Source organism: Spirochaetota bacterium, assembly GCA_026414805.1.
Lineage (GTDB): Bacteria > Spirochaetota > UBA4802 > UBA4802 > UB4802 > UBA4802.
Genome location: JAOAIH010000011.1, coordinates 36,738 through 59,136, shown reverse-complemented (window position 1 = coordinate 59,136; position 22,399 = coordinate 36,738). Strand labels below are relative to the sequence as shown.

Below are 22,399 nucleotides of genomic sequence, written 5' to 3'. Positions count from 1 at the left end.
TGTGTAGATAAAATGTTTGAAAAACATTTTTAAAAATATCTAAGTGGCTAATGCAATTTAAGCAAAAGATGCTGAAATAAGTTCAGCATGACATATAACGCGCCCGTAGCTTTGCTGTGTAGATAAAATGTTTGAAAAACATTTTTAAAAATATCTAAGTGGCTAATGCAATTTAAGCAAAAGATGCTGAAACAAATTCGGCATGACATATAACGCGCCCGTAGCTCAGCTGGATAGAGCGTCGGACTTCGAATCCGCAGGCCGCAGGTTCGACTCCTGCCGGGCGCGCACATACTAATGTAAGGATATGAGCAAGCTGTACAATTATGACATATTCCACTATATACCCACCGAACAAGATTTAAGTATCACCAACCCTTATTTACGAGAAATTCTACAATATAGTAATCAACATTTAGATGAGTATCAATACTGGAATCTACGACATGAGTTAATCAAAAAATATGCATTTGCTGTTCCAACCTACCGCCTGTTGTCTATTCTAAAGGAGCTATCGCCCATAATTGAAATTGGTGCAGGAAATGGTTACTGGGCCTATATGCTCACACAAGTTGGTGCTGATGTGATTGCATATGATAAATATCCTCCCGAAGATCCATTATATCCGTTTGTTCATCACTCAAATAATATATGGTTTGAAGAACAGTGGTTTGATGTCAACAAAGGCGATGCCAACGTGGCTTTAGAATATCCTGAAAGATCATTGTTTTTGTGTTGGCCTGAACCACAAAGCAGCATGGCATTTGAGGCACTGCAGGCATATAAAAAAGCAGGAGGGCATACAATTATTTTTATTGGGGATATGATAGCGTGTGCTGAAAACTCATTCTATGATTTACTTTCAGGCTGCACAGTAAAATTTCAAGAGCAGGTATGGGGGTATAAATATTTTAACGAATTTATTGCTATATATTCATTATAACAGTTGTAAAGAGAATTTTATAAGTTGTTGTAATTATAAAAAGTATATACAAAATATAATATCATATATTAAATATACATTGTACATGCTAATGTTATAGTTGCGTTTTGGCTATAACAATTTGTTATATTATAACAAAATATTATTGAAGAATATATGATAAGTACTATATTTTTACTACTACTATCAACAGTTAATGTAAAGAAGAATGGCCTGTAAAGATTTAGGTGAATATTTAAAGCCTTCACGATGTATAGATAGTGATAACCCTTACGTTATCGACTATGCAAATTCACTTGTTGGATCCGAAAGAGACGATACCAAAAAAGCAATTAAGCTTTTTTATGCTGTTCGTGATGATATCAAATATGATCCCTATTCACCGTTTTACAAACCTGAACACTATTATGGCAGTTTTGTCCTGGGCAGGAAACGCGGATACTGTGTATCAAAGGCTTCGCTTTTATGTGCACTTGGACGCGCCTGTAATATACCAAGCAGGGTAGGCTTTGCTACAGTCAAAAATCATATTGCAACAAAACAGCTTTTGGAAACTTTAGGTACTAATATTTTTGTATACCATGGATTTACTGAATTTTATTTAAATGGAAAATGGGTAAAGGCCACCCCTGCATTCAATAAAGAATTGTGCCATTTACACAAAATATCACCCATAGATTTTAATGGGGTGGATGATGCAATATTTCCGGAATACAACACAGAAAAAAGACAATATATGGAATATATTGAATATCATGGTAGTTTTGCCGATGTGCCTGTTGAAATGATTGTTGAAGCATGGAAGGAATGCTACGGCAGGGAAAGGGTTGAGTTATGGATTACCCTCTTTGAGCAAAATTTTGCATCCCGAAATTTTGAATCCGAAGAGATTGTTAAATAAGATATGGAGACCTCAAAAATTTTTGATATTTTACAATTTACCAATTGTGATTTTATTGTAACCGATAGCTCCTTACATGTCATCTATTCTAATAATCCTAACGCGATACATAAAAAAATTGATGATGTTTTCCCATATTATTTAATAAGTGAAGATTTGAAAAGCTATTTTAATAATACCAGCAATTCCATAGATAAAAATCAAATTATTCTGGAATCACCTAATCAGAGTCTTCCTTATGTTTTTAGCATTCATAAAATAAATAATGATGCACCAAAACAAATACTGGTATTGAGCAGGTTAAAAAATAATTTTTCAGATACAATACAAAAAATATATGAAGAGTTATACAATATAAAAATATTTGATGATGATACAAAGCATTTTGTGGAAGTATTAAAATATATACTGGATACTGTAATAAAAGTTACCGGTATGGACTGTGGTGGTATTTATGTAATTGATCCACTTACACAGCATTTAAAATTAACTTTTGCGCAGGGTGTCAGTGAATCATTTATTGAAAAAGTTTCTGAATATAAACCTGACAGCTGGAATTATCAAATGATAATCAAAGGAACTCCACAATATATTGATTATACTACAATGGATTTAGATGATAATGATTTTAGAAAACAAGAAGGAATTAAAGCAATTGCAGCAATACCTGTAGTATTTAGAAACAATGTTATAGGTGTCATAAATATTGGGTCTCACTCAACAAACATAATTCCAGGATACATCAAACCATTGCTAGAAGTAATTAGCCAGCAACTTGGGATAGTTATTGATAAATTCATGATGAAATCACTGCTTGCTCAATCTTCGTTTGATAATGAAAAAATCGCTGCAATTCATGATGTGGTATACCAGGTTGATAGAGATACAATAATAAGATACATAAGCCCTAATATCAAGAATTTTATAGGATTTACCCCTTCAGAAATGATTGGCAAATCATTTGTGGAGTTTATCTATCCTGAAGATTTGCCAATGGTGCTTGAAAGTTATGAAAGATCAAAGAAAAGAATTTTTGAACCACTTGAATATCGTTTGAAAACAAAAGATGGTTCATATCGTTATATTTTGACTATTTCTGAAGCTCATTATGACGAGCAAGGAAACTTTATTGGGCTTTCAGGTGTTGGAACCGATATCCATGAAAAGAAAGTGGCTGAAATTAAATTAAAAGAAAGTGAAGAAAAATTTAAAACACTGGCAAATTCTGTTCTAACTTCTATTTTCATCATTCAGGATAATCGTATGCAATGGATTAACCCAGCAACCATCGATATTTTAGAATATCCTGAAGAGGAAATCATTGGGAAGCCTTTCTGGGTATTTGTTCATCCTGACGATGTAGAACAAGCTAAATTACGGGCAGCTGCACGACAGCGTGGTGAAAAAGTTATTAATAGATATGAAGCAAGAATAGTCACAAAAAGTAATACAGTGAAGTGGCTGGATTTTCATGTTGCAACCATTCAGTATAATGGACGCATAGCAATATTGGGTTCTGCAACGGACATTACAGATAGAAAAACAATTGAACTACAACTAAAAACATCAGAAGAAAAGTTTTTTAAGGCATTTCACTCTAGCCCCATACCCATGACTATAAATACTTTCAAAGATGGTGTATATCGTGAAGTAAACGAAGCAGCATGCGATACATTTGGTTATCCTCTACATGAAGTTATTGGTCGTTCAATATTAGAGTTAAATGTATTTGCGGATAGGGATGAATTAGAAAAGTATGTTAAAGAATTACAGGAAAATAAAAGAGTCAAAGATTTTGCTGTTACATTCAGAACAAAAAACGGATTATTAAAAAATTGTATTATTAATTCTGACGTCTACATGGCATCTGGCGAGAAATTAGTAATAAGTTCCATTATAGACGTCACCCAGATAAAACGAAGTGCTCAGATAATATATGAACAATACAGGGAATTACAGCAGGTTAACAGGGATTTAACAAAAACTAAAGAAGAGCTCACATTAAAGAACATACAGTTACATAATGAAAAAGAAAGATTGAACAGAATTTTAGAATCAATTAATGACGCAGTAATAGTAACTGATAATGAAGGTAAAATCATTGTTGTTAATAAAGCAACCTGCACCATTTTACAAAAAGAAATAGAATCTCTTATAGGTCAAAAAGCATTCAATATTCTTGATTTGGATTGCAAGCAGCCTGTTGAAGTAAACTTTGATGATATATTGCAAAAATTGCAAAAAAGTTCAATAACTAATGAGTGCACTTTATTTGTAAATCATGTTTCATATAATATTGAATTACACATATTACCTTTGAAAGATCACACTGGAAATATCTCAGGAGCAGTGATAGTCATTCGTGATATAACTCAGAAGAAAAAAATGGAGGAACATATTGCACAAACTACAAAATTAGAATCGATTGGATTGTTAGCAGCGGGTATAGCTCATGATTTTAATAACATACTAACTTCTATTGTGGGGAATTTGTCTATAATAAAAAATAAAATTAATCATTCAGCAGAATTTTACACAAATATACAGGAAGCAGAAAATGCTTCGTTCAGGGCAAAGGAGCTAACCCAACAATTATTGACATTTGCCAAGGGTGGAACCCCCGTTAAGAAAATAACTCAAATACATAATTTAATAAAAGAAACCGCCACATTCGTATTGCGTGGTTCAGCAATAAAATGTAATTTTTTTATAGATGATGATCTATGGCATGTAGAAGCAGATGAAGGGCAGATAAGCCAGGTTATCCAGAATATAGTCATTAATGCCAGAGAGGCTATGGAAGATAAAGGAGTGTTGAATATTTATGCTAGTAATGTAAAGGATGATGATCCAATACTATCAATTATTGGTAAAGAGAAATTTATAAGAATATCCATACAGGATAATGGGCCTGGTATAAATAATGAATCTATAGAGAAAATTTTTGACCCATATTACACTACAAAACCACATGGAACTGGACTGGGTTTAACTGTTGTATATTCCATTATTAAACAGCATGGTGGATTTATATTTGTGGATTCACAGCTTAATAAGGGCACACGGTTTGATATATACTTAAAAGCAACTGATAAACAAATTGCACATATAGAAAATCAGTTAGAGAGTACATTAATTTCTGGGAAAGGGAAAATACTTGTTCTTGAAGATGATGAAAATATACAATTTATATTAAAAGCAATGCTCCAAGAATTGGGATATGAAGTTGATATTGCAAATGATGGCGATGAAGCGTATTCAAAATATTTAGCTTCCAGAACTAATCAACAACCGTATACTTTTGCAATAATGGATTTAACAGTACCAGGAAAAAAAGGTGGAAAAGATACAATAGCTCTAATCCGCCAAATTGATAACGAGTTTAAAGTTATTGTTTCAAGTGGTTATTCAAATGATCCGGTAATGTCAAATTACAGAGAATACGGATTCAATGGGATATTGCCAAAACCTTACCGCTTTGAAGATTTGAAGCAAATAATAGCTTCCTTGAAAGTATAATTATAATTTTTTTTAGAAATTCTTAAATAAGAGCTATTTATTATTAGGTAGTATAATGAATATTGTTTATCTTTAAAAAACACTTGACATAAAATATGATCCTTTAATATTGAAAATTCTTGATATTCTTTTTGAATGATCTTTGCAATTAGAAGTCAGGTTGGCATTTTTAAGAAGGGTTGCTAGCTCAACTGGTAGAGCACCTGACTCTTAATCAGATGGTTCCGAGTTCGAGTCTCGGGCAACCCAAATTCCGCTACGCAATTGAAAATAAGCTTGAAAAAATTGCTTGACTTTTTGATATTGTAATAAAAGTATGCGAGCGTGGCGGAACTGGTAGACGCGCTAGACTTAGGATCTAGTACCTTAGGGTGTGGGGGTTCAAGTCCCTTCGCTCGCAAAAGGCGGGAATAACTCAGCGGTAGAGTGCAACCTTGCCAAGGTTGAGGTCGCGGGTTCAAATCCCGTTTCCCGCTCAGCTACAAAGAAGGCTGTGATAATTTTCACAGCCTTCTTTATTCTTAAATAATTTTCAATAATGAAAATTTAATGCTAGCGTTTATATATACACCAATATTTCCATAATTTTCCTTCTTAACCATAAAATTATTCTATAATTCATACTATTTCTATTTATTTATCTTTAATCATCATATTCACAAGTGAAGTGTAAAACAAAACAAAAAATACATCCTCATGAAAAAGGATATTCAGTAAAGTGATTGATTATACACAACAACACCTATTAAGGTTCTTATTAGTTGTATAGAATTAATAATTATCACATAAAAAGTATTTGACGGTATATATAGTAAAATTAAATATACAAAAAATCAATTGATTATCCAATAGTAATACAAAATTGTGCTATATTTATATTTCAGTAATATATGAAAATGGCTTTATGTAATTTTTAAATTAGTTTACACTGACCATTATTATGGAAGTTANCCTTCCTGTATAATATGAGTAAAACATTTATATTATCATATACTATAGGAGATCAACATTGGAAATTAAAGAGTCAAAACTTGAAAATGCACGAATACGGCTTGATATTGAAATACCTCATGAGAGGGTTAATGCCGAATATGAAAAAGTTTTAAAAAATGTACAAAAAAAGGCTGAGATAAAGGGTTTCAGGGTTGGGAAAGCCCCAATTGATTTAGTAGAAAAAAAATATGCTGATTTCGTAATTGGGGAAACTGCAGAAAACATAGTGCGTTCAGCATATATTGAAGCAATTGAGCAAAAAGGCTATACACCAGTGAGCCAGCCTGTATTTGATTTTAACGATCTTGAAAAGGGCAAACCTTTTTCGTTTATTGTGGAATTTGATATTCCTCCAACAATTGAACTTGGGAATTATAAAGGAATTCATGTTGAACAGAAAACTGTGAAAGTAACTAATGAGGATGTGGATGCAGAAATTGAATCAATGCGGGAACGCATGGCGACAGTAACTAAAAAAGAAGGTGAGAATGTAAAAGTAAATAAAGGTGACCAGGTAACCTTGAAGATGAAACGAATTGATGACAAAACACCTGAACAGATAGATGCAGCTGCTTTTACATCCCATAGCCTTATTGTAGGCAAAAGCAAAGAATCATGGGCAATTGATAATGATATTATTGGAATGAAAAAAGGCGAAGAAAAAGAAATTAAAGTAAAATATCCAAAAGATTATGAAGTAGAAGATCTTAAGGGACAAAAAGTAACTTACTTAGTAAAAATAGAAGAAATTTTTGAGCGACAGTTACCAGAGCTCAATGACGAATTTGCTAAAAGTGTTGGTGAATATAATACTTTAGAAGAGTTAAAAGCTCGTATACGAGAAAATCTGGAAACGTATGCAAAAGAGCAAACATTAAATCAGGCAAAGAATGATATCCTTACAAAAATTGTAGAAAACAGTAAATTTGATATACCACAATCTTTAATCCAAAAAGAAATGTATGCAATTTTCAGACGATTGCAATCACGATTTGGTAATGTTGGCAAAGATATTAATGAATTTGCATCAATTTTTGGGATTAATCCCGAAGAATTAACTAAATCAATAAAAGATGAAGCTGAACGCAATATCAAAAATGCATTAGTGCTTACTAAAATTGCAGAACTTGAGCAACTTAAAGTTTCAGAAGAACAATTTCAGAAATTTATCAAATCAATAGCTCAGAGAAATGGAATTACAGAAGAAGAAGTTGTCAAGGTAATTGAAGAGAAGGGTAACAGAGAAGAAATTGAGGGTGATTTAATACTTGATACAGCCTATGATTACATTTATCAGGTAGCTGATATAAAAATGCTTAAACCCGTAACCTTCCAGGAGTACATTAACGAAAAGAAGTAAAAAACTATTCTCTATAATTTTATAGAAGTTATATAAACTAATGCTACAATATAATAAAGGTTGTTTAGAAATTTATTAATTTGTTGAGGTAATGCATGAGCTATCTAGTACCAATTGTGGTAGAGCAAACAGCACGTGGTGAGCGGGCGTATGACATATATTCCCGTTTATTGAAAGACCGCATCATTTTCATTGGTGATGCTATTGATGACCATTTGGCAAGTCTGGTAATAGCTCAGTTATTATTTCTGGAAGCAGAAGATCCTGATAAGGATATTTATCTGTATATTAACTCTCCCGGTGGGATTGTAACATCTGGTTTAGCCATTTATGATACAATGCAATATGTAAAACCTGATGTGGCAACTATCTGCCTTGGGCAAGCCGCATCGATGGCTTCTTTATTACTGGCAGCAGGTGCACCTGGAAAGCGTTCAGCACTTCCCAATTCACGTATTATGATACATCAGCCGATGGGTGGTTTTCAGGGGCAGGCATCAGATATTGCTATTCATGCTAAAGAAATTTTGAAAATTAAGTCAAGGTTAAATGAAATTTATGCATTTCATACCAAGCAGCCTATAGAAAAAATTGAAAGGGATGTAGATCGAGATTATTTTATGGATGCTCAAGAAGCTGTCGAGTACGGATTAATTGATAAAGTTATCCGAAAAGATAGTAGATAAGTAATGTATAAGAGAACTTTTTGTAAGAGGATATATGTCAAGCAAGAAAAAAGATAATGGCAAACCAGAGATCACTCATTATTGCTCGTTTTGTGGGAAGAGTCAGGATCTTGTACGTAAATTAGTAGCAGGCCCAAATGTTTATATTTGTGATGAATGTATTGAATTATGCAATGAAATTTTAGAGGAAGACTGGGCTCTAGAAGGTGGTGACCTTTTAACAAGCAACTTGCCCAAACCTCATGAAATTAAAGCAATTCTGGATGAATATGTGATTGGGCAGGAGTATGCAAAGAAAGTTCTTTCAGTTGCTGTCTATAATCATTATAAACGGATTACTAGCAATTTTAACTTGCGCAAAGGCGATGTTGAATTAGACAAAAGCAATATTTTGCTTATTGGTCCAACAGGCAGTGGTAAAACTTTACTAGCACAAACCTTGGCAAAAATATTGAAAGTACCATTTGCGATAGCTGATGCAACTTCGTTAACCGAAGCGGGCTATGTTGGTGAAGATGTCGAAAATATATTACTCAGGCTTATCCAGAATGCTGATGGTGATGTAAAAAGAGCCGAGATCGGAATAGTCTATATAGATGAAATAGATAAGATTTCACGTAAATCAGAAAATCCATCAATTACTCGTGACGTATCAGGTGAAGGAGTACAACAAGCATTACTGAAGATTGTTGAAGGGACTATTGCAAATGTGCCTCCTCAGGGTGGAAGGAAACATCCCCACCAGGAATTTATATCTATCGACACCAAGAATATTCTTTTTATATGTGGTGGTGCATTTGTTGGGCTGGATAAAATAGTTCATGCACGTATTGGCAATAAAACAATGGGATTTGGTGCAGAAATAAAATCTGTAAAAGATATAGGGAAAGCAAATATTCTTGATAAAATGATTCCCGAAGATTTAATTAAGTATGGCCTGATACCTGAATTTGTAGGGAGATTGCATGTACACGCAGTATTACATGAGCTTGATAAACAAGCCTTGAAAGAAATACTTACTAAACCTCGAAATGCATTGATAAAGCAATATCAGAAAATTTTTGCCTTTGAAAATGTTGAACTTGAATTTACTGATTCTGCGATTGATGCAATAGCACAAATAGCTATTGAACGCGAAACAGGAGCTCGCGGATTGCGATCAGTTCTTGAAGAAATAATGCTGGATCTTATGTATGAAATTCCTTCCAAGAAATCCATAGCAAAGGTTATTATCAACGAAGATGTGGTGCTTCACAAGAAATCCCCTGAAATCATTCAACGATCAGCAGAAAAAAGTGCATAAGTATATGTACAAATTGCACAATTTTCATTATTTTATTAATGGGAATATTACACAGAAAATTCAGGAGAAACTATGAAAAAAGATATAGATTATTTTAAACGATATCCACTGTTACCATTGCGTGATATGGTAATTTTCCCACATATGGTAATACCGTTGTTTGTAGGCAGGGATATTTCAATTAAAGCATTGGATTCAGCTATGAAAGGCGACCGCCTCCTGGTCCTTGCTGCTCAGGTTGATTCGCAAATAGCAAATCCAAAAAAAGAAGATATACACGATGTAGGAACTCTTTCAGAAATTCTTCAACTCTTAAAATTGCCTGATGGTACAGTAAAAGTTCTTGTTGAAGGCATTTCGCGAGTATATATTTCTAATTTTGAATCAACGGATAGCGGAATTATTGTAGGCATAAAGGATATTGAGCGCCCTTACGAAAACGATTCCAAAGTTGAAGCATTGAAACGCAATTTAATTGATACTTTTGAAAAATATATAAAATTAAATAAAAAAGTTCCGCAGGAAGCTCTTACAACAGTGATGCAGATTGAAGATATTTCGCATTTGGCTGATGTTATAGCTTCATATATAACAATGCGTGTGGAATATAAACAGGCCATTCTAGAACTTGGGAACCCTGTCGATAGAATTGAAAAGCTCATTGAACTTATCAACGGCGAAATTGAGATAATGTACATTGAAAAGAAGATACAAGGTAAAGTTAGAAAACAGATGGAAAAAACTCAAAAAGAATATTATCTCAATGAACAGATAAAAGTTATTAAAAAGGAATTAGGACAGGGCGATGACTTAGCTGATGAAGTTGAAGAACTTCGCAAATCCATTGAAGAAGCTAAAATGTCTAAAGAAGCAAAAGACAAGGCGCTAAAAGAACTAAAACGACTTGAAAAAATGCCACCGTTATCTGCTGAATCGGCTGTTGTTCGTACATATATTGAATGGTTACGAGATGTTCCATGGCATAAGCGAACAAGAGATAATCGTGATATTGACCATGCGATGCAGGTTCTCAATGAAGATCACTATGGTCTGGAAGAAGTCAAAGAAAGGATTATTGAATATATTGCAGTACGTCATCTATCCAACAAATTGAAAGGCCCAATACTGTGCTTTGTTGGTCCTCCGGGTGTGGGGAAAACTTCTCTAGGGCGTTCAGTTGCAAGAGCATTAGGCAGGAAATTTGTCAGAATGTCATTGGGTGGTGTGCGAGATGAGGCTGAAATACGGGGCCACAGACGCACATATGTAGGTGCTTTACCAGGAAGAATAATTCAGCAAATGAAAAAAGCTGGAGTCGTTAATCCCGTATTTCTTCTTGATGAAGTTGATAAGATGTCAATGGATTTCAGAGGTGATCCTTCTTCTGCGTTGCTTGAAGTCCTTGACCCTGAGCAAAATAATTCATTTGTAGATCACTATCTGGAAGTACCATATGACCTTTCAGATGTTTTGTTTATTACTACTGCCAATGTTCAGCATAGAATACCGGCTCCACTGCAGGACAGAATGGAGATAATTGAAATAAACAGCTATACTGAGCCTGAAAAATTAAATATAGGTTTACAGTTTTTGTTGCCAAAACAAATAAAGGAAAATGGATTAAATAATTCAAATATTAAATATAGCGAAGATATGATGTTATACACCATACGGCACTATACACGAGAAGCAGGTGTGAGAAATTTAGAAAGAGTAATAGCAAAGGTGTGCCGTAAAGTTGCACGTGAAGTGGTAAAATACGGTTCTTCACATGTACGTGAAATTACAGTTGACATCTTACATGAATATTTAGGGCCCATTAAGTTTAAATATGGCGAAAAAGAACAAAAAAGTGAGATAGGCCTTGCAAATGGACTTGCATGGACTGAGGTTGGTGGTGATGTGCTTCAGGTAGAAGCATCCTTAATAAAAGGAAAGGGACAATTGATACTAACAGGGCAGTTGGGCGAGGTTATGCAGGAATCAGCACATGCTGCGTTCACCTATGTTAGAGCAAATGCTCAATATTTTAACATTCCCGAAGATGTATTGCGAAAACATGACATACATTTACATGTTCCTGAAGGTGCTATTCCAAAAGATGGGCCATCAGCTGGTATTACAATGGGAGTAGTGATTGCTTCACTCCTGAGTCAGATTCCAGTACGATGTGATGTTGCAATGACTGGCGAAATAACTCTTCGGGGGAAAGTATTGCCTATTGGAGGTTTAAAAGAGAAGGTACTTGCTGCACATCGTGCTCAGATTAAACATGTTATACTTCCCAAGGATAATGAAAAAGACCTTGAAAAGATTCCTGAATACGTTCGTAAGCAGCTTATATTTCATCCGGTTACAAGTATGGAAGAAGTGTTATTCCTGTCATTAGAAGAACCTGACAAGTTCTTTAAGGATAGACAAAAAACTGAAAAACTTAATGAACAATGGAAAGATACAGTAAGGGAATCTGTGATTTCAGATATAAGCAATGAATTGTTGACAAAATATAATTATACATAAAAAACATAAAAAACTGTTGAATTTCTAAAATTAATTATCCATGGTTATGATAAAATCATGGATATTTTTTAGTTTTTTATAAAATGGATTAAAAGCTTATTGGATGTTTTGATAAAGGGTTCTTTTTTTGAATTTGCAAAAATATTTACAATTTTAAATCCATTGGCCATTAAAAATCCTTCAATTTCTTCTTTAAAAAACGCACGCATTACATGTTTGTCGGTGATATGCTGTATAGTTGTTCCATCTGAAATTGTATATAAATAGTTTACTTCTGCAATGGTTTTTGAATTATCAGGCATGAGCGTAAAGCCTCGTTGACGTTCAATGATCAGATTTTTATAATGAACTCTTGATACTGTAGTTAATGGTTTTTCTTTTATTTCACGTACTGGTATTGCATTCCATATTTCAAAAAGACAAAATCCATTATTTTTTAATGCTTGCCATGTATTCCATAAAACTTTATCCACATCTTCATCAACTATCATGTAATCAAATGATCCAAATAAAGAAATAATAACATCAAAATCCTCAAAGAAATCAAAACTTGTAATATCAGATAGTAAAAAATTAGCAGCATTTGGGAATCGCAATTTTGCATATGTTAACATGCTTTTACTATTGTCAATACCGGTGCATACAAAGCCCTTTTTAGAAAGCTCACCCAGATGCTCACCGGTGCCGCACCCCAAATCAAGAAGAGCTGGATTTTTAATATTACTAGCAAGCTCTGAAATAAGATTAATATCATCGGTAATATTTCGATGGCATTTTTCTATAGTAAAATAATATTCAGCTAAGTCGTGATATAATTTCATAATAATGATAATTATTTAAAAAACATGTTGGGGAATTTTTTATTTAATACTTCCATCATAGCATTTTCAATTTCATACGTACTGTCCAGTTGCATGAGATTATTAACCATCTCCTTGCATTCCTCCACAGTAACAGAGCGTATAATACGCTTGATCTGATACATGAATGCTGAACTCATGGATAATTGACGGTAACCTAAACCTATTAAAAGCATAGTATATTTTGGTTCGCCAGCCATTTCGCCACATATAGAAAGAGGTATATTATTTTGACTTGATACATCTGCAATTAATTTAAGCAGACGAAGGACTGCTAAATTGAGAGGATTGTAAAGATAAGCTATCTTTTCGCTGATGCGATCAACTGCCAACGTATACTGAACAAGGTCATTAGTACCAACAGAGAAAAAATCACAATATTTACAGAAGATATCAACGTTAATTGCAGTTGAAGGAACTTCTATCATTATGCCAACAGGAAGATTTTGATTAAATGGTATTCCTAATTTTTGCAGATTTTCCATCTCATCATATAGAATTGATTTTGCCTTCAGAAGCTCTTCTACTGAAGATATCATGGGAAACATCAGCTTAACATTGCCATACGCCGAAGCGCGTAATATAGCTCTTAGCTGTGGCCTGAATAAAAATTCATTTTCAAGACTAAAACGTATTGCTCTGCATCCTAAGAAAGGATTGCGCTCTTTATATTGTTTAGTAAATGCATAAATTTTATCACCACCAATATCAAGAGTGCGTATGGTAACTGGATGTGGATTAAAAAACTCTACTACTTTTTTATATTCTTCAAATTGCTTTTCTTCATCCGGTAGTGATTTGTCAAGAAAAAGAAACTCGGATCTGAAAAGTCCAATACCTTGTGCACCATGGTCGCGTATTATGTTCATTTCATCAGGAATTTCAATATTGCCATAAATATATATAGTTTCGTTATCTAAAGTATGAGAGGGAAGCTCTATTATAGAAGCTAGTTCATTTTCAAGTTGTTTTAAGTCTTCGCGGTATTTTTCATATTCACTTATTTCATCTTTTGATGGATTGACAATTATTTTACCATGAATTGCATCCAGAATAATAATATCGCCATGTTTTATTAGGGATGTTGCAACCTGTGAACCAACTATTGCAGGTATTTCAAGGGCTCTGGCCATAATTGCCGTATGCGATGTCCTCCCACCGCGGTCAGTAATAAATCCCAGAACATATTTTTTATTCATCATTGCAGTATCAGATGGAGTAAGGTCAGTTGCTACTACAATTACTTCCTCTTTTAAATCTGCCAGTGATTCATCATGAGTTTTCTGTAAATTATTAATAAGTCGTTTATTTATATCTGATATGTCTATAATTCGTTCGCGGAGATATTCATCTTCAATAGATTTTAAACTCTGAATTAACTGTAAAGATATATCATTTAGTACCCATTCAGCATTACGCTTTTCTTTGCTGATAGTTTCTCGAACTTTTTGGTCAAGATAGGGGTCTTCAAGTACCATCAAATGGCTTTTGAAGATATCGGCCATATCATTGGATAGACTGCTTGCTATCTGGGACTGGATCGCTTTAATTTCTTCCTTAGTTTTTGCAAGAGATTCATCATACCTTCTTATCTCTTTTTCAACCTGATCCTCGGGTATAGTGTATTTGGGAACAATAATATTATCACCTCTGTAAATATAGGCTTTGCCTATTACAATCCCTGGTGAAGCAATAATACCTTCTATTGATTTTGACATGATATTGTACCTACTACCAGTAGCTGTTGCTCAAGTATATTGTCAAATATATTAAAATGTAAATCAAAATATTCAATTCAAGTTTGAAAATGAAATGAATATTTATTGTAAAAAACTTGTCAAGATAAATAAAAAATTTTATATTTAGAATTAAAAGCAGTAACTCAATATAATTTGAAAAATGAATTGGCAAATTACAACAGTTATATTTATAATGATTGCACTAGCGATAGCTCTTGTTTCATTATTTAATGCTACGTTCAATGATGTAAAGGGGGAATCTTTGCAACAGCTTCGTGAATTGATGGTAAAAAAACAGATAGAAGCCCGTGGAGTGAAAGACCCTCGTGTGTTAAAGGCTATGCTTCAAGTAGAAAGGCATAAGTTTGTACCAGAACTCAGTATCCCTCAAGCGTATGAAGACCATCCACTACCTATTGGCTATGGACAGACAATTTCGCAGCCATATATTGTAGCATTGATGACCGAATTATGTGAACTTGATGGCAGTGAGAAAGTTCTTGAAATTGGTACCGGTTCGGGATACCAGGCTGCAATTTTGTCATTGCTTGCAAAAGAAGTGTATACCATTGAGATAGTTGAACCACTTGGTAAACAGGCAGCCATGCGACTAAAATCGTTAGGATATAAAAATGTTACTGTTAAAATTGGTGATGGCTATAAAGGCTGGCCTGAACATGCTCCGTTTGATGTTATTATGTTAACTGCAGCACCACCAACAGTGCCTGATGCATTGCTCAACCAGCTCAAAGAGGATGGTGGTATACTGGTAGCACCGGTAGGCGATTATCACCAAGAACTTGTAAAAATTGTCCGCAACGGCAATAAATATTCACAAAAAGTAATAACCTATGTGCGTTTTGTACCTATGGTTCCGTCAAATGAATAATGCTTTGCTTAAGGGTAAAAAGCAGGAACCATTAATCCTTCGGTTTCATCAAAACCCATCATTAAATTGGCATTTTGCACTGCATTCCCTGATTGTCCTTTTATAAGATTGTCTATCACTGAGGTTATGAAAAGCTTGCCGGTACGTTGGTCAATTGAAGGGCGTATCTGACAGCGATTTGTACCGCGTACATCGGTGGTATGGCAAGAACGTTGGGTTATATGAATGAACGGTTTATTGGCGTAATAACTTTTGTATAAATCAAAGACTTTTGTGGCATCTATTGAAGCTTTTACATCAGCATAGATAGTAATCAGAATTCCTCTATTTAAAGGTACAATCTGTGGTATAAATAATATTTTTTTGTGACTTTTACTGTGTGCATTCAAAATATTTTCCACTTCTACAATATGTTGGTGATGGCCTTCACGGTATGTATTAACGTCTTCGTAGCGCTGAGGATAAAAATTTGCTTCACCTGGATTTTTCCCTGCACCTGATACACCTGTTTTACCATCACATATGATTGTATCTGATTCAATTATACCTTCCTCTACTGCAGGGAGTAATCCCAAAATCATTGCTATTGCAAAGCAGCCAGGGTTGCCAACAATTCTGGCTTTTTTAATTTTGTCTGCATATTTTTCAGGAAGACCATACACGGTATGAGCAAGAACATCAGTAGCCAAGTGTTCGGTACTCATTCCTTTATTTTTTGCATACACAGTATAATCATCAACAGTGGTGAACCTGAAATCGCCACTGAAATCAATAACAGGGATATTACGTTTATAAAATTCATGAATTAGCTGCATACCTGCTTTATCAGGGGTTGAAAAAAAGGCAATGTCCATATCATCATAGTGTATTTCTTCAGGTGATTCAACGATCATATCGCAGAATCCTTCTAAGTGAGGAAATACATCAGATATTTTTTTTCCAACATCTTTACGAGCTACTAGCTGTGCAATCTTAAATCCCTTATGGCGTAATAGTATCTCAATTAATCCAAGTCCACCAAATCCTGTAGCTCCAACTATTAATGCTTTTTTCATAATGATGTCTCCTACTAAAAATAAAATTTTGTCAATATTATTCTCAAGAATTTAATCTACCAAAAAAGATTTTAATTTTTTTACTAATATCCTTCCTTCCATATTATCAATGTCAAAAATTTATTCCAAAATCTTGTCATTCATTTATAATTTTATTATAATATCACATACGGTTATAGTTAGTATACAATGTACTGTGATAGAAATTTTATACAACTTGTCAAAATAAATAAAACATTTATCAATAACTATCGAACAAAAAAATTTATAATACTTGTAACGTTATGCCCAATGCTACACTGATTGTCAATTGAGAAAAATTATTATGTGTTATAACGTAAAAAATTTCTTAATAAAAAAGTTATAATTGACAAAAAAAAGTGCTATATAAGAAAAATACTAAATAAAAATTTCAGGGGAATAAACATGAAGAAATACAACATAGTGATATTAGGTGCAACTGGAGCTGTTGGTATAGAGTTCAGAAAAATTTTATTACAGCGCAATTTTCCTATCAATAATATCCGTTTTTTGGGTAAAACTACAGTAGGGCAAACTTTAGAGTTTGGGGACAGAAAGGTTACTGTGGAACCTGTGACTGATAATTCATTTAAAGGATTTGATATTGCTTTGTTTTCAGCTGGTGCTTCTATTAGTCGTGAAGTAGCACGTAAAGCCGCTGATTCAGGATGTATTGTAATTGACAACAGCTCAGCATGGCGTATGGAAAAGGATGTTCCATTAGTTGTTCCCGAGGTTAATCCCAATGATGTTGACTGGCACAATGGTATTATAGCCAATCCCAATTGTTCTACAATACAAATGGTGGTTGCCCTCAAACCTATACATGATGTGGCAAAGATAAAGCGAATTGTAGTTAGCACATACCAAGCTGTTTCAGGGACTGGCCTCAAAGCAATTGAGGAGCTACAGATTCAGGTAAAAGATATAATCAATGGAAATCCCATTTCGCAACGAAAAGTGTATCCACATCAAATAGCTTTTAATGTATTGCCTCATATAGATGTATTCCTTGAAAATGGATACACAAAAGAAGAAATGAAAATGGTTAACGAAACCAAAAAAATTATGGGCGATAGCTCTATTCAAGTAACTGCAACAACAGTAAGGGTCCCAGTATTCTATGGACATTCAGAATCAGTGAATATTGAAACTGAAAAGAAGATAACTCCACAGGAAGTGCGAGAACTGCTACGAAATGCAAAAGGTGTAACAGTTGTTGATGACCCATCAAAGAATGAATATCCTCTGGCAATTCATGCAGCAGGCAAAGATGATGTCTTTGTAGGCAGAATCAGAGAGGATGAATCAATACCAAATGGAATCAACCTGTGGATAGTATCTGATAATATACGCAAGGGTGCAGCACTCAATGCTATTCAAATCGCAGAATTATTAATAGAAAAGAAGATGGTATAATAATGTATATGTACGTAAATTTTTTATTTATTCACTATCAGGATACCGCAACCTGATAGATTTTAGAAAGTCGTGACATTCAAAAAATATATCAACTAGCTCGGGATCAAATTTCTTTCCTGAAGCATTTTTAATTTCATTGAGCACGTCATTTTCATCCCATGCATCCTTATATACTCTTCGTGATGAAAGCGCATCATATACATCAGCCAGTGAAACTATTCGTCCAAATATGGGTATTTCTTCACCTTTACGTGGCAATGGTTTACCATCAATACCTTTTTCAAGAGGCTTCCCTGTATCAACATCAACATAGCCGGGGTATCCAGTGCCATCCCAGTTTTCGTGATGTGTAAGTGCTACTATACTTGCTATCTCATCAAACTGTGATTGAGTATCCTTAAATAACCTGGCTCCTAGAAATGTATGTCCTTTAATAATATCATATTCTTCCTTAGTAAATCGACCAGGTTTTTTCAAAATGAGATCAGATATAGCTACTTTACCAACATCATGAAGCATGGCAGCCATACGCAAAATATCCCTATTAGTTTCTATCTCTTTTTGATCAATAGAATGGTTTTTTGCCCAACGCTCATATAGCTCAATAGCATAAGTAGCTACACGGTTAACGTGGGCACCTGTCTCTTTGGGGTCACGCAATTCGGCCATGCTTATCATTCTTAAAAGCAGTGCTCTGGTCATCTGAGCACGCTGCAATACAAGGCTGGCATTATTTGCAAACAACATTACTATTGGTTCATCATCTTTAGTAAATGATATTACATTTCCTTTATCGTCTTTTGCATTTATTAACTGCAATACACCAATGATGGTGCCATTTACTGTTTGCAAGGGGACTGTAAGCATTGATGTTGTTTTATACTTAGAGATTTCGTCGTAAGTAGAATTGAATTTGTACGGTACGTGGGGGGAAATATTATACACATCGGGAATGTTTACTATAGTGCCCGTTGAAGCAACAAAACCTGAAATGGAACGGGTATTAATTTTAACACGGAAAGTTGAATATATTAATTTTTGTCCTGGAGGCAATCGTTGTATAAGAGTGTCATTTTGCACATGACTAAAAACAAGCTCATCCTTATCTTTTATATATATGGAACCTGCATCAGCATTTACTGATTTTCGGGCTTCATAAAGTAATTTTTCAAGCAGTATATCTAAATCCTGAATAGTATTGAGCTCATTTGAGAGTTTTATTATTTCTTCTATTGAGAGTTTTCTTTTTTTCTCGTCACATTCCATATATAGCCTTTGTAAATAAATTAATTATCTCAATATACAAAAATTAAGTTATACTGTCCATATTATTTAAAAAAATTAGCCTCTAAAGAAGCATATCCAATAAAGTTAGTTAATTGTAATTTATAATGGCACCTGTGGAGTGCACTTTCAAAGCTGTATTCACATAAATATAAATGATAATGAGTATAAAGTCATTAAAAAAATGTGGTATGCAGAAAGAAAAATTTTTACTTGTAACTGCACCCATAGTTAGCTGCTTAGGTGCAAACGTGTTATGAGAGCTATAACCTGATATGTGTATCCATGCTATAAACGATATAAAAAAGGTAAAATTACAAGAATCATGGAATTATGAATCTCCCTATGAACTGCTACACTATCATCTAAATGTTGCACTTCAAACTTGAAGTTTCCCAGCCATTAAATTTTTTAATTGTAAAATACACTTGACAATAAATGGTATTTCATTTTTTTAGACATCAAAAGAGCACTTTACTATTTTTAAATGTTTTACAATTATTTAAAATATTAATAAAAAAGGAGTGGCCCTATGGATAGTATGCTTTTTTGGATAGCCCCAATTGGGTCGATCGTTGCTCTTTTATTTGCTTACATCTTCTATAAAATGATGATGAAAGCAGATAGAGGAAATGAAAAAATGATCGAAATTGCACAGGCAGTGCGTGAAGGGGCTTTTGCTTATCTCAAGCAACAATACAAGGTGGTCTCTTTAGTCTTTGTGATCCTGGTAATTTTATTGTCAATTCTAGCGTATTATGGGATCCAGAATCCGTTTGTACCATTTGCTTTCTTAACAGGTGGTTTTTTCTCAGGATTGTGTGGATTTTTGGGAATGAATACTGCTACCCATGCATCTTCACGAACAGCTCAGGGTGCTAAGGAATCTTTAAACAGAGGATTGCAGGTAGCTTTCCGTTCGGGTGCAGTTATGGGTCTGGTAGTTGTAGGGTTTGGTTTGCTTGACATTTCTTTATGGTATATTGTTCTGAATTGGGTGTATGATAATAATATCATGGGATTCAGCCAGGCATTAGCTGAAAAAATAGGCATTATTGCTGCTGGACAAACATTTGATGCTTCACTGCTTACTAATGAAGCATTTAAACATGGCAAACTTGTAGAAATTACTACAACAATGATTACCTTTGGTTTGGGTGCTTCTACTCAGGCCCTTTTTGCTCGTGTTGGTGGTGGTATCTACACCAAAGCTGCAGACGTTGGTGCTGACCTAGTTGGTAAAGTTGAAGCTGGGATTCCTGAAGACGACCCCCGCAACCCTGCTACAATTGCTGACAACGTTGGCGACAATGTTGGTGACGTTGCCGGTATGGGTGCCGACCTCTATGAATCATACTGCGGTTCAATCCTTTCAACTGCTGCATTAGGTGCTGCTTTGCCACTTGTTGGTATAGAAAACATCAATGCAGTAATTGCACCTATGATTGTTGCTGGTCTTGGTATTATTTTCTCAGTTATTGGTATCTTCTTTGTTAGAACTGAAGAAGATGCCTCAATGAAAACTTTGCTGAAAGCACTTAACCGTGGCGTATGGGGAAGTTCATTCCTTTTAATTATCGCATTAGCGGTGTTAGCTCATGTTAATATTATTTCGTGGGGTGTTTTTGGTTCTTCTATAGCTGGTTTAATTGCAGGCTTAATTATTGGTAAATCTACTGAATACTATACTGCTGATGATTATTCGCCAACTCAGGGTATTGCAAAACAGCATACAATGGGACCTGCAACAGGTATTCTTGATGGTATTTCAACTGGTATGTTATCTTCAGGTATACCAGTCCTTACCATAGTACTAGGCATCCTTGCTGCATTTGGCCTTGCAGGCGGTTTTGGAACAGAACCTGAAGCAGTATCAAAAGGATTATATGGTATTGCTTTTGCCGCTGTTGGAATGCTTTCTACCCTTGGTATTACACTTGCAACTGATGCATATGGACCAATAGCTGACAATGCTGGTGGTAATGCAGAAATGAGTGGTTTAGGTAAAGAAGTAAGAACAAAAACCGATGCACTCGATATGTTAGGCAATACAACAGCTGCAATAGGGAAAGGCTTTGCTATAGGTTCTGCTGCACTTACTGCTATGGCTCTTATTGCTGCGTATATTGAGGAAGTAAAAATCTGGGTTAGCAAGTATGCAGCACGAAGTGCAGAAGGTTTCTTCCAGGTTGGTTCTGTTAAATTTTATAATATATTGCCTGCAAATATAACTCCTGATTTAAATAACGTACTTATCAAAAATGCTACAATCGGCGATTTTGTACGAGCATATGATATCACTCTGCTTAATCCTATGGTACTCTGCGGTTTATTCCTTGGAGCTATGATGGCATTCGTTATATCAGCATTGACTATAAAGGCTGTTGGTAGAGCAGCTGGTGCAATGGTTGAAGAAGTACGTCGTCAGTTCAAGGAATTCCCAGGCATATTGAAAGGAACTCAGAAGCCTGATTACGCACGTTGCGTTATGATTTCAACTGCTGGTGCACAGAAAAAGATGATCCTTCCTTCAATGTTAGCTTTGATTGTTCCTATCGCAGCAGGATTACTATTGGGTGTTGCAGGAACAACTGGTGTTCTTGCTGGTGCTTTGGCAGCAGGATTTGCACTTGCATGTATGCTTAACAATGCAGGTGGTGCATGGGACAATGCAAAGAAATTTATTGAAAAAGGTAACTATGGCGGAAAAGGTTCTGATGCTCACAAAGCCGGTGTTATAGGCGACACAGTTGGTGACCCATTCAAAGATACTTCAGGTCCATCTCTTAACATTCTCTTGAAGCTTATGAGTATGGTATCTGTAGTATTTGCTGGTGTAGTGGTTCACTTCTACCCACAGATTGCAAAACTATTAGGTATGATGAAGTAAGAAAAAAAGCAGGG

14 protein-coding genes and 4 tRNA genes are annotated in these 22,399 nt (G+C 34.7%); 14 read left to right on the top strand and 4 right to left on the bottom strand.

From position 1 onward, the window contains the following. Positions 1-214 precede the first annotated feature (214 nt). The 11 genes from N3F66_03990 to lon all read left to right on the top strand — a co-directional run bounded on the left by N3F66_03990 (position 215) and on the right by lon (position 12,225). Positions 215-288: transfer RNA gene (locus N3F66_03990), tRNA-Arg, on the top strand. A 19-nt stretch (positions 289-307) separates the two neighbouring features. Next, positions 308-943, top strand: a complete 636-nt coding sequence (locus N3F66_03985) for a class I SAM-dependent methyltransferase (protein MCX8123306.1) — start codon at positions 308-310, stop codon at positions 941-943. 208 nt (positions 944-1,151) lie between these two features. After that, positions 1,152-1,844, top strand: coding sequence for a transglutaminase-like domain-containing protein (locus N3F66_03980; GenBank protein MCX8123305.1), 693 nt, complete (start codon positions 1,152-1,154; stop codon positions 1,842-1,844). Between the two features lie 3 nt (positions 1,845-1,847). Beyond that, positions 1,848-5,363, top strand: coding sequence for a PAS domain S-box protein (locus N3F66_03975; protein ID MCX8123304.1), 3,516 nt, complete (start codon positions 1,848-1,850; stop codon positions 5,361-5,363). A gap of 176 nt (positions 5,364-5,539) precedes the next feature. Continuing rightward, a tRNA-Lys gene (locus N3F66_03970) sits at positions 5,540-5,612 on the top strand. A 69-nt stretch (positions 5,613-5,681) separates the two neighbouring features. Next, positions 5,682-5,763, top strand: a tRNA-Leu gene (locus tag N3F66_03965). Between the two features lie 4 nt (positions 5,764-5,767). After that, positions 5,768-5,839, top strand: a tRNA-Gly gene (locus N3F66_03960). Positions 5,840-6,372: 533 nt separating this feature from the next. Then, on the top strand, positions 6,373-7,716 hold the full coding sequence (gene tig, locus N3F66_03955; protein ID MCX8123303.1) for a trigger factor: 1,344 nt from the start codon (positions 6,373-6,375) through the stop codon (positions 7,714-7,716). 95 nt (positions 7,717-7,811) lie between these two features. After that, positions 7,812-8,402: an ATP-dependent Clp endopeptidase proteolytic subunit ClpP gene (gene clpP, locus N3F66_03950; protein ID MCX8123302.1), complete on the top strand. Its 591-nt coding sequence runs from the start codon at positions 7,812-7,814 to the stop codon at positions 8,400-8,402. Positions 8,403-8,436: 34 nt separating this feature from the next. Then, a complete protein-coding gene (gene clpX, locus N3F66_03945; protein ID MCX8123301.1) occupies positions 8,437-9,705 on the top strand; it encodes an ATP-dependent Clp protease ATP-binding subunit ClpX in 1,269 nt (422 codons plus the stop codon). 72 nt (positions 9,706-9,777) lie between these two features. Then, positions 9,778-12,225: an endopeptidase La gene (gene lon / locus N3F66_03940; GenBank protein ID MCX8123300.1), complete on the top strand. Its 2,448-nt coding sequence runs from the start codon at positions 9,778-9,780 to the stop codon at positions 12,223-12,225. A gap of 68 nt (positions 12,226-12,293) precedes the next feature. Here the strand turns inward: lon and N3F66_03935 are convergent, their stop codons facing one another. Then, entirely contained in the window at positions 12,294-13,046 is a 753-nt protein-coding gene (locus tag N3F66_03935; protein ID MCX8123299.1) for a class I SAM-dependent methyltransferase, read from the bottom strand. A gap of 11 nt (positions 13,047-13,057) precedes the next feature. Further along, positions 13,058-14,803 (bottom strand): phosphoenolpyruvate--protein phosphotransferase, encoded by a 1,746-nt coding sequence (gene ptsP / locus N3F66_03930; GenBank protein ID MCX8123298.1) that lies wholly within the window; start codon positions 14,801-14,803, stop codon positions 13,058-13,060. 181 nt (positions 14,804-14,984) lie between these two features. Between ptsP and N3F66_03925 the strand changes: the two genes are divergently transcribed. Next, the gene (locus N3F66_03925; GenBank protein MCX8123297.1) at positions 14,985-15,713 is read left to right on the top strand and encodes a protein-L-isoaspartate(D-aspartate) O-methyltransferase; all 729 of its coding nucleotides are present in this window, start codon (positions 14,985-14,987) and stop codon (positions 15,711-15,713) included. Positions 15,714-15,721: 8 nt separating this feature from the next. Here N3F66_03925 and argC read toward each other — a convergent pair whose 3' ends face one another. Next, positions 15,722-16,768: an N-acetyl-gamma-glutamyl-phosphate reductase gene (gene argC / locus N3F66_03920; protein ID MCX8123296.1), complete on the bottom strand. Its 1,047-nt coding sequence runs from the start codon at positions 16,766-16,768 to the stop codon at positions 15,722-15,724. A 426-nt stretch (positions 16,769-17,194) separates the two neighbouring features. Here argC and N3F66_03915 point away from each other — a divergent pair, with 426 nt between their 5' ends. Then, the gene (locus N3F66_03915; GenBank protein ID MCX8123295.1) at positions 17,195-18,208 is read left to right on the top strand and encodes an aspartate-semialdehyde dehydrogenase; all 1,014 of its coding nucleotides are present in this window, start codon (positions 17,195-17,197) and stop codon (positions 18,206-18,208) included. A 27-nt stretch (positions 18,209-18,235) separates the two neighbouring features. Here N3F66_03915 and N3F66_03910 read toward each other — a convergent pair whose 3' ends face one another. Then, complete coding sequence (locus N3F66_03910) at positions 18,236-19,477, bottom strand: HD domain-containing protein (GenBank protein MCX8123294.1); 1,242 nt, start codon at positions 19,475-19,477, stop codon at positions 18,236-18,238. Between the two features lie 550 nt (positions 19,478-20,027). Between N3F66_03910 and N3F66_03905 the strand changes: the two genes are divergently transcribed. Then, positions 20,028-22,385 carry a sodium-translocating pyrophosphatase gene (locus N3F66_03905; GenBank protein ID MCX8123293.1) on the top strand — a complete coding sequence of 786 codons (2,358 nt, stop codon included), beginning with the start codon at positions 20,028-20,030 and terminating at the stop codon, positions 22,383-22,385. Positions 22,386-22,399 lie beyond the last annotated feature (14 nt).

What these genes read in the sequence shown, in the direction of transcription:
- N3F66_03985 (MCX8123306.1), top strand. Translation starts at nt 308, where the DNA reads ATGAGCAAGCTGTACAATTATGACATATTCCACTATATACCCACCGAA.
- N3F66_03980 (MCX8123305.1), top strand. Translation starts at nt 1,152, where the DNA reads ATGGCCTGTAAAGATTTAGGTGAATATTTAAAGCCTTCACGATGTATA.
- N3F66_03975 (MCX8123304.1), top strand. Translation starts at nt 1,848, where the DNA reads ATGGAGACCTCAAAAATTTTTGATATTTTACAATTTACCAATTGTGAT.
- clpP (MCX8123302.1), top strand. Translation starts at nt 7,812, where the DNA reads ATGAGCTATCTAGTACCAATTGTGGTAGAGCAAACAGCACGTGGTGAG.
- clpX (MCX8123301.1), top strand. Translation starts at nt 8,437, where the DNA reads ATGTCAAGCAAGAAAAAAGATAATGGCAAACCAGAGATCACTCATTAT.
- lon (MCX8123300.1), top strand. Translation starts at nt 9,778, where the DNA reads ATGAAAAAAGATATAGATTATTTTAAACGATATCCACTGTTACCATTG.
- N3F66_03935 (MCX8123299.1), bottom strand. Translation starts at nt 13,046, where the DNA reads ATGAAATTATATCACGACTTAGCTGAATATTATTTTACTATAGAAAAA.
- ptsP (MCX8123298.1), bottom strand. Translation starts at nt 14,803, where the DNA reads ATGTCAAAATCAATAGAAGGTATTATTGCTTCACCAGGGATTGTAATA.
- N3F66_03925 (MCX8123297.1), top strand. Translation starts at nt 14,985, where the DNA reads ATGAATTGGCAAATTACAACAGTTATATTTATAATGATTGCACTAGCG.
- argC (MCX8123296.1), bottom strand. Translation starts at nt 16,768, where the DNA reads ATGAAAAAAGCATTAATAGTTGGAGCTACAGGATTTGGTGGACTTGGA.
- N3F66_03915 (MCX8123295.1), top strand. Translation starts at nt 17,195, where the DNA reads ATGAAGAAATACAACATAGTGATATTAGGTGCAACTGGAGCTGTTGGT.
- N3F66_03910 (MCX8123294.1), bottom strand. Translation starts at nt 19,477, where the DNA reads ATGGAATGTGACGAGAAAAAAAGAAAACTCTCAATAGAAGAAATAATA.
- N3F66_03905 (MCX8123293.1), top strand. Translation starts at nt 20,028, where the DNA reads ATGGATAGTATGCTTTTTTGGATAGCCCCAATTGGGTCGATCGTTGCT.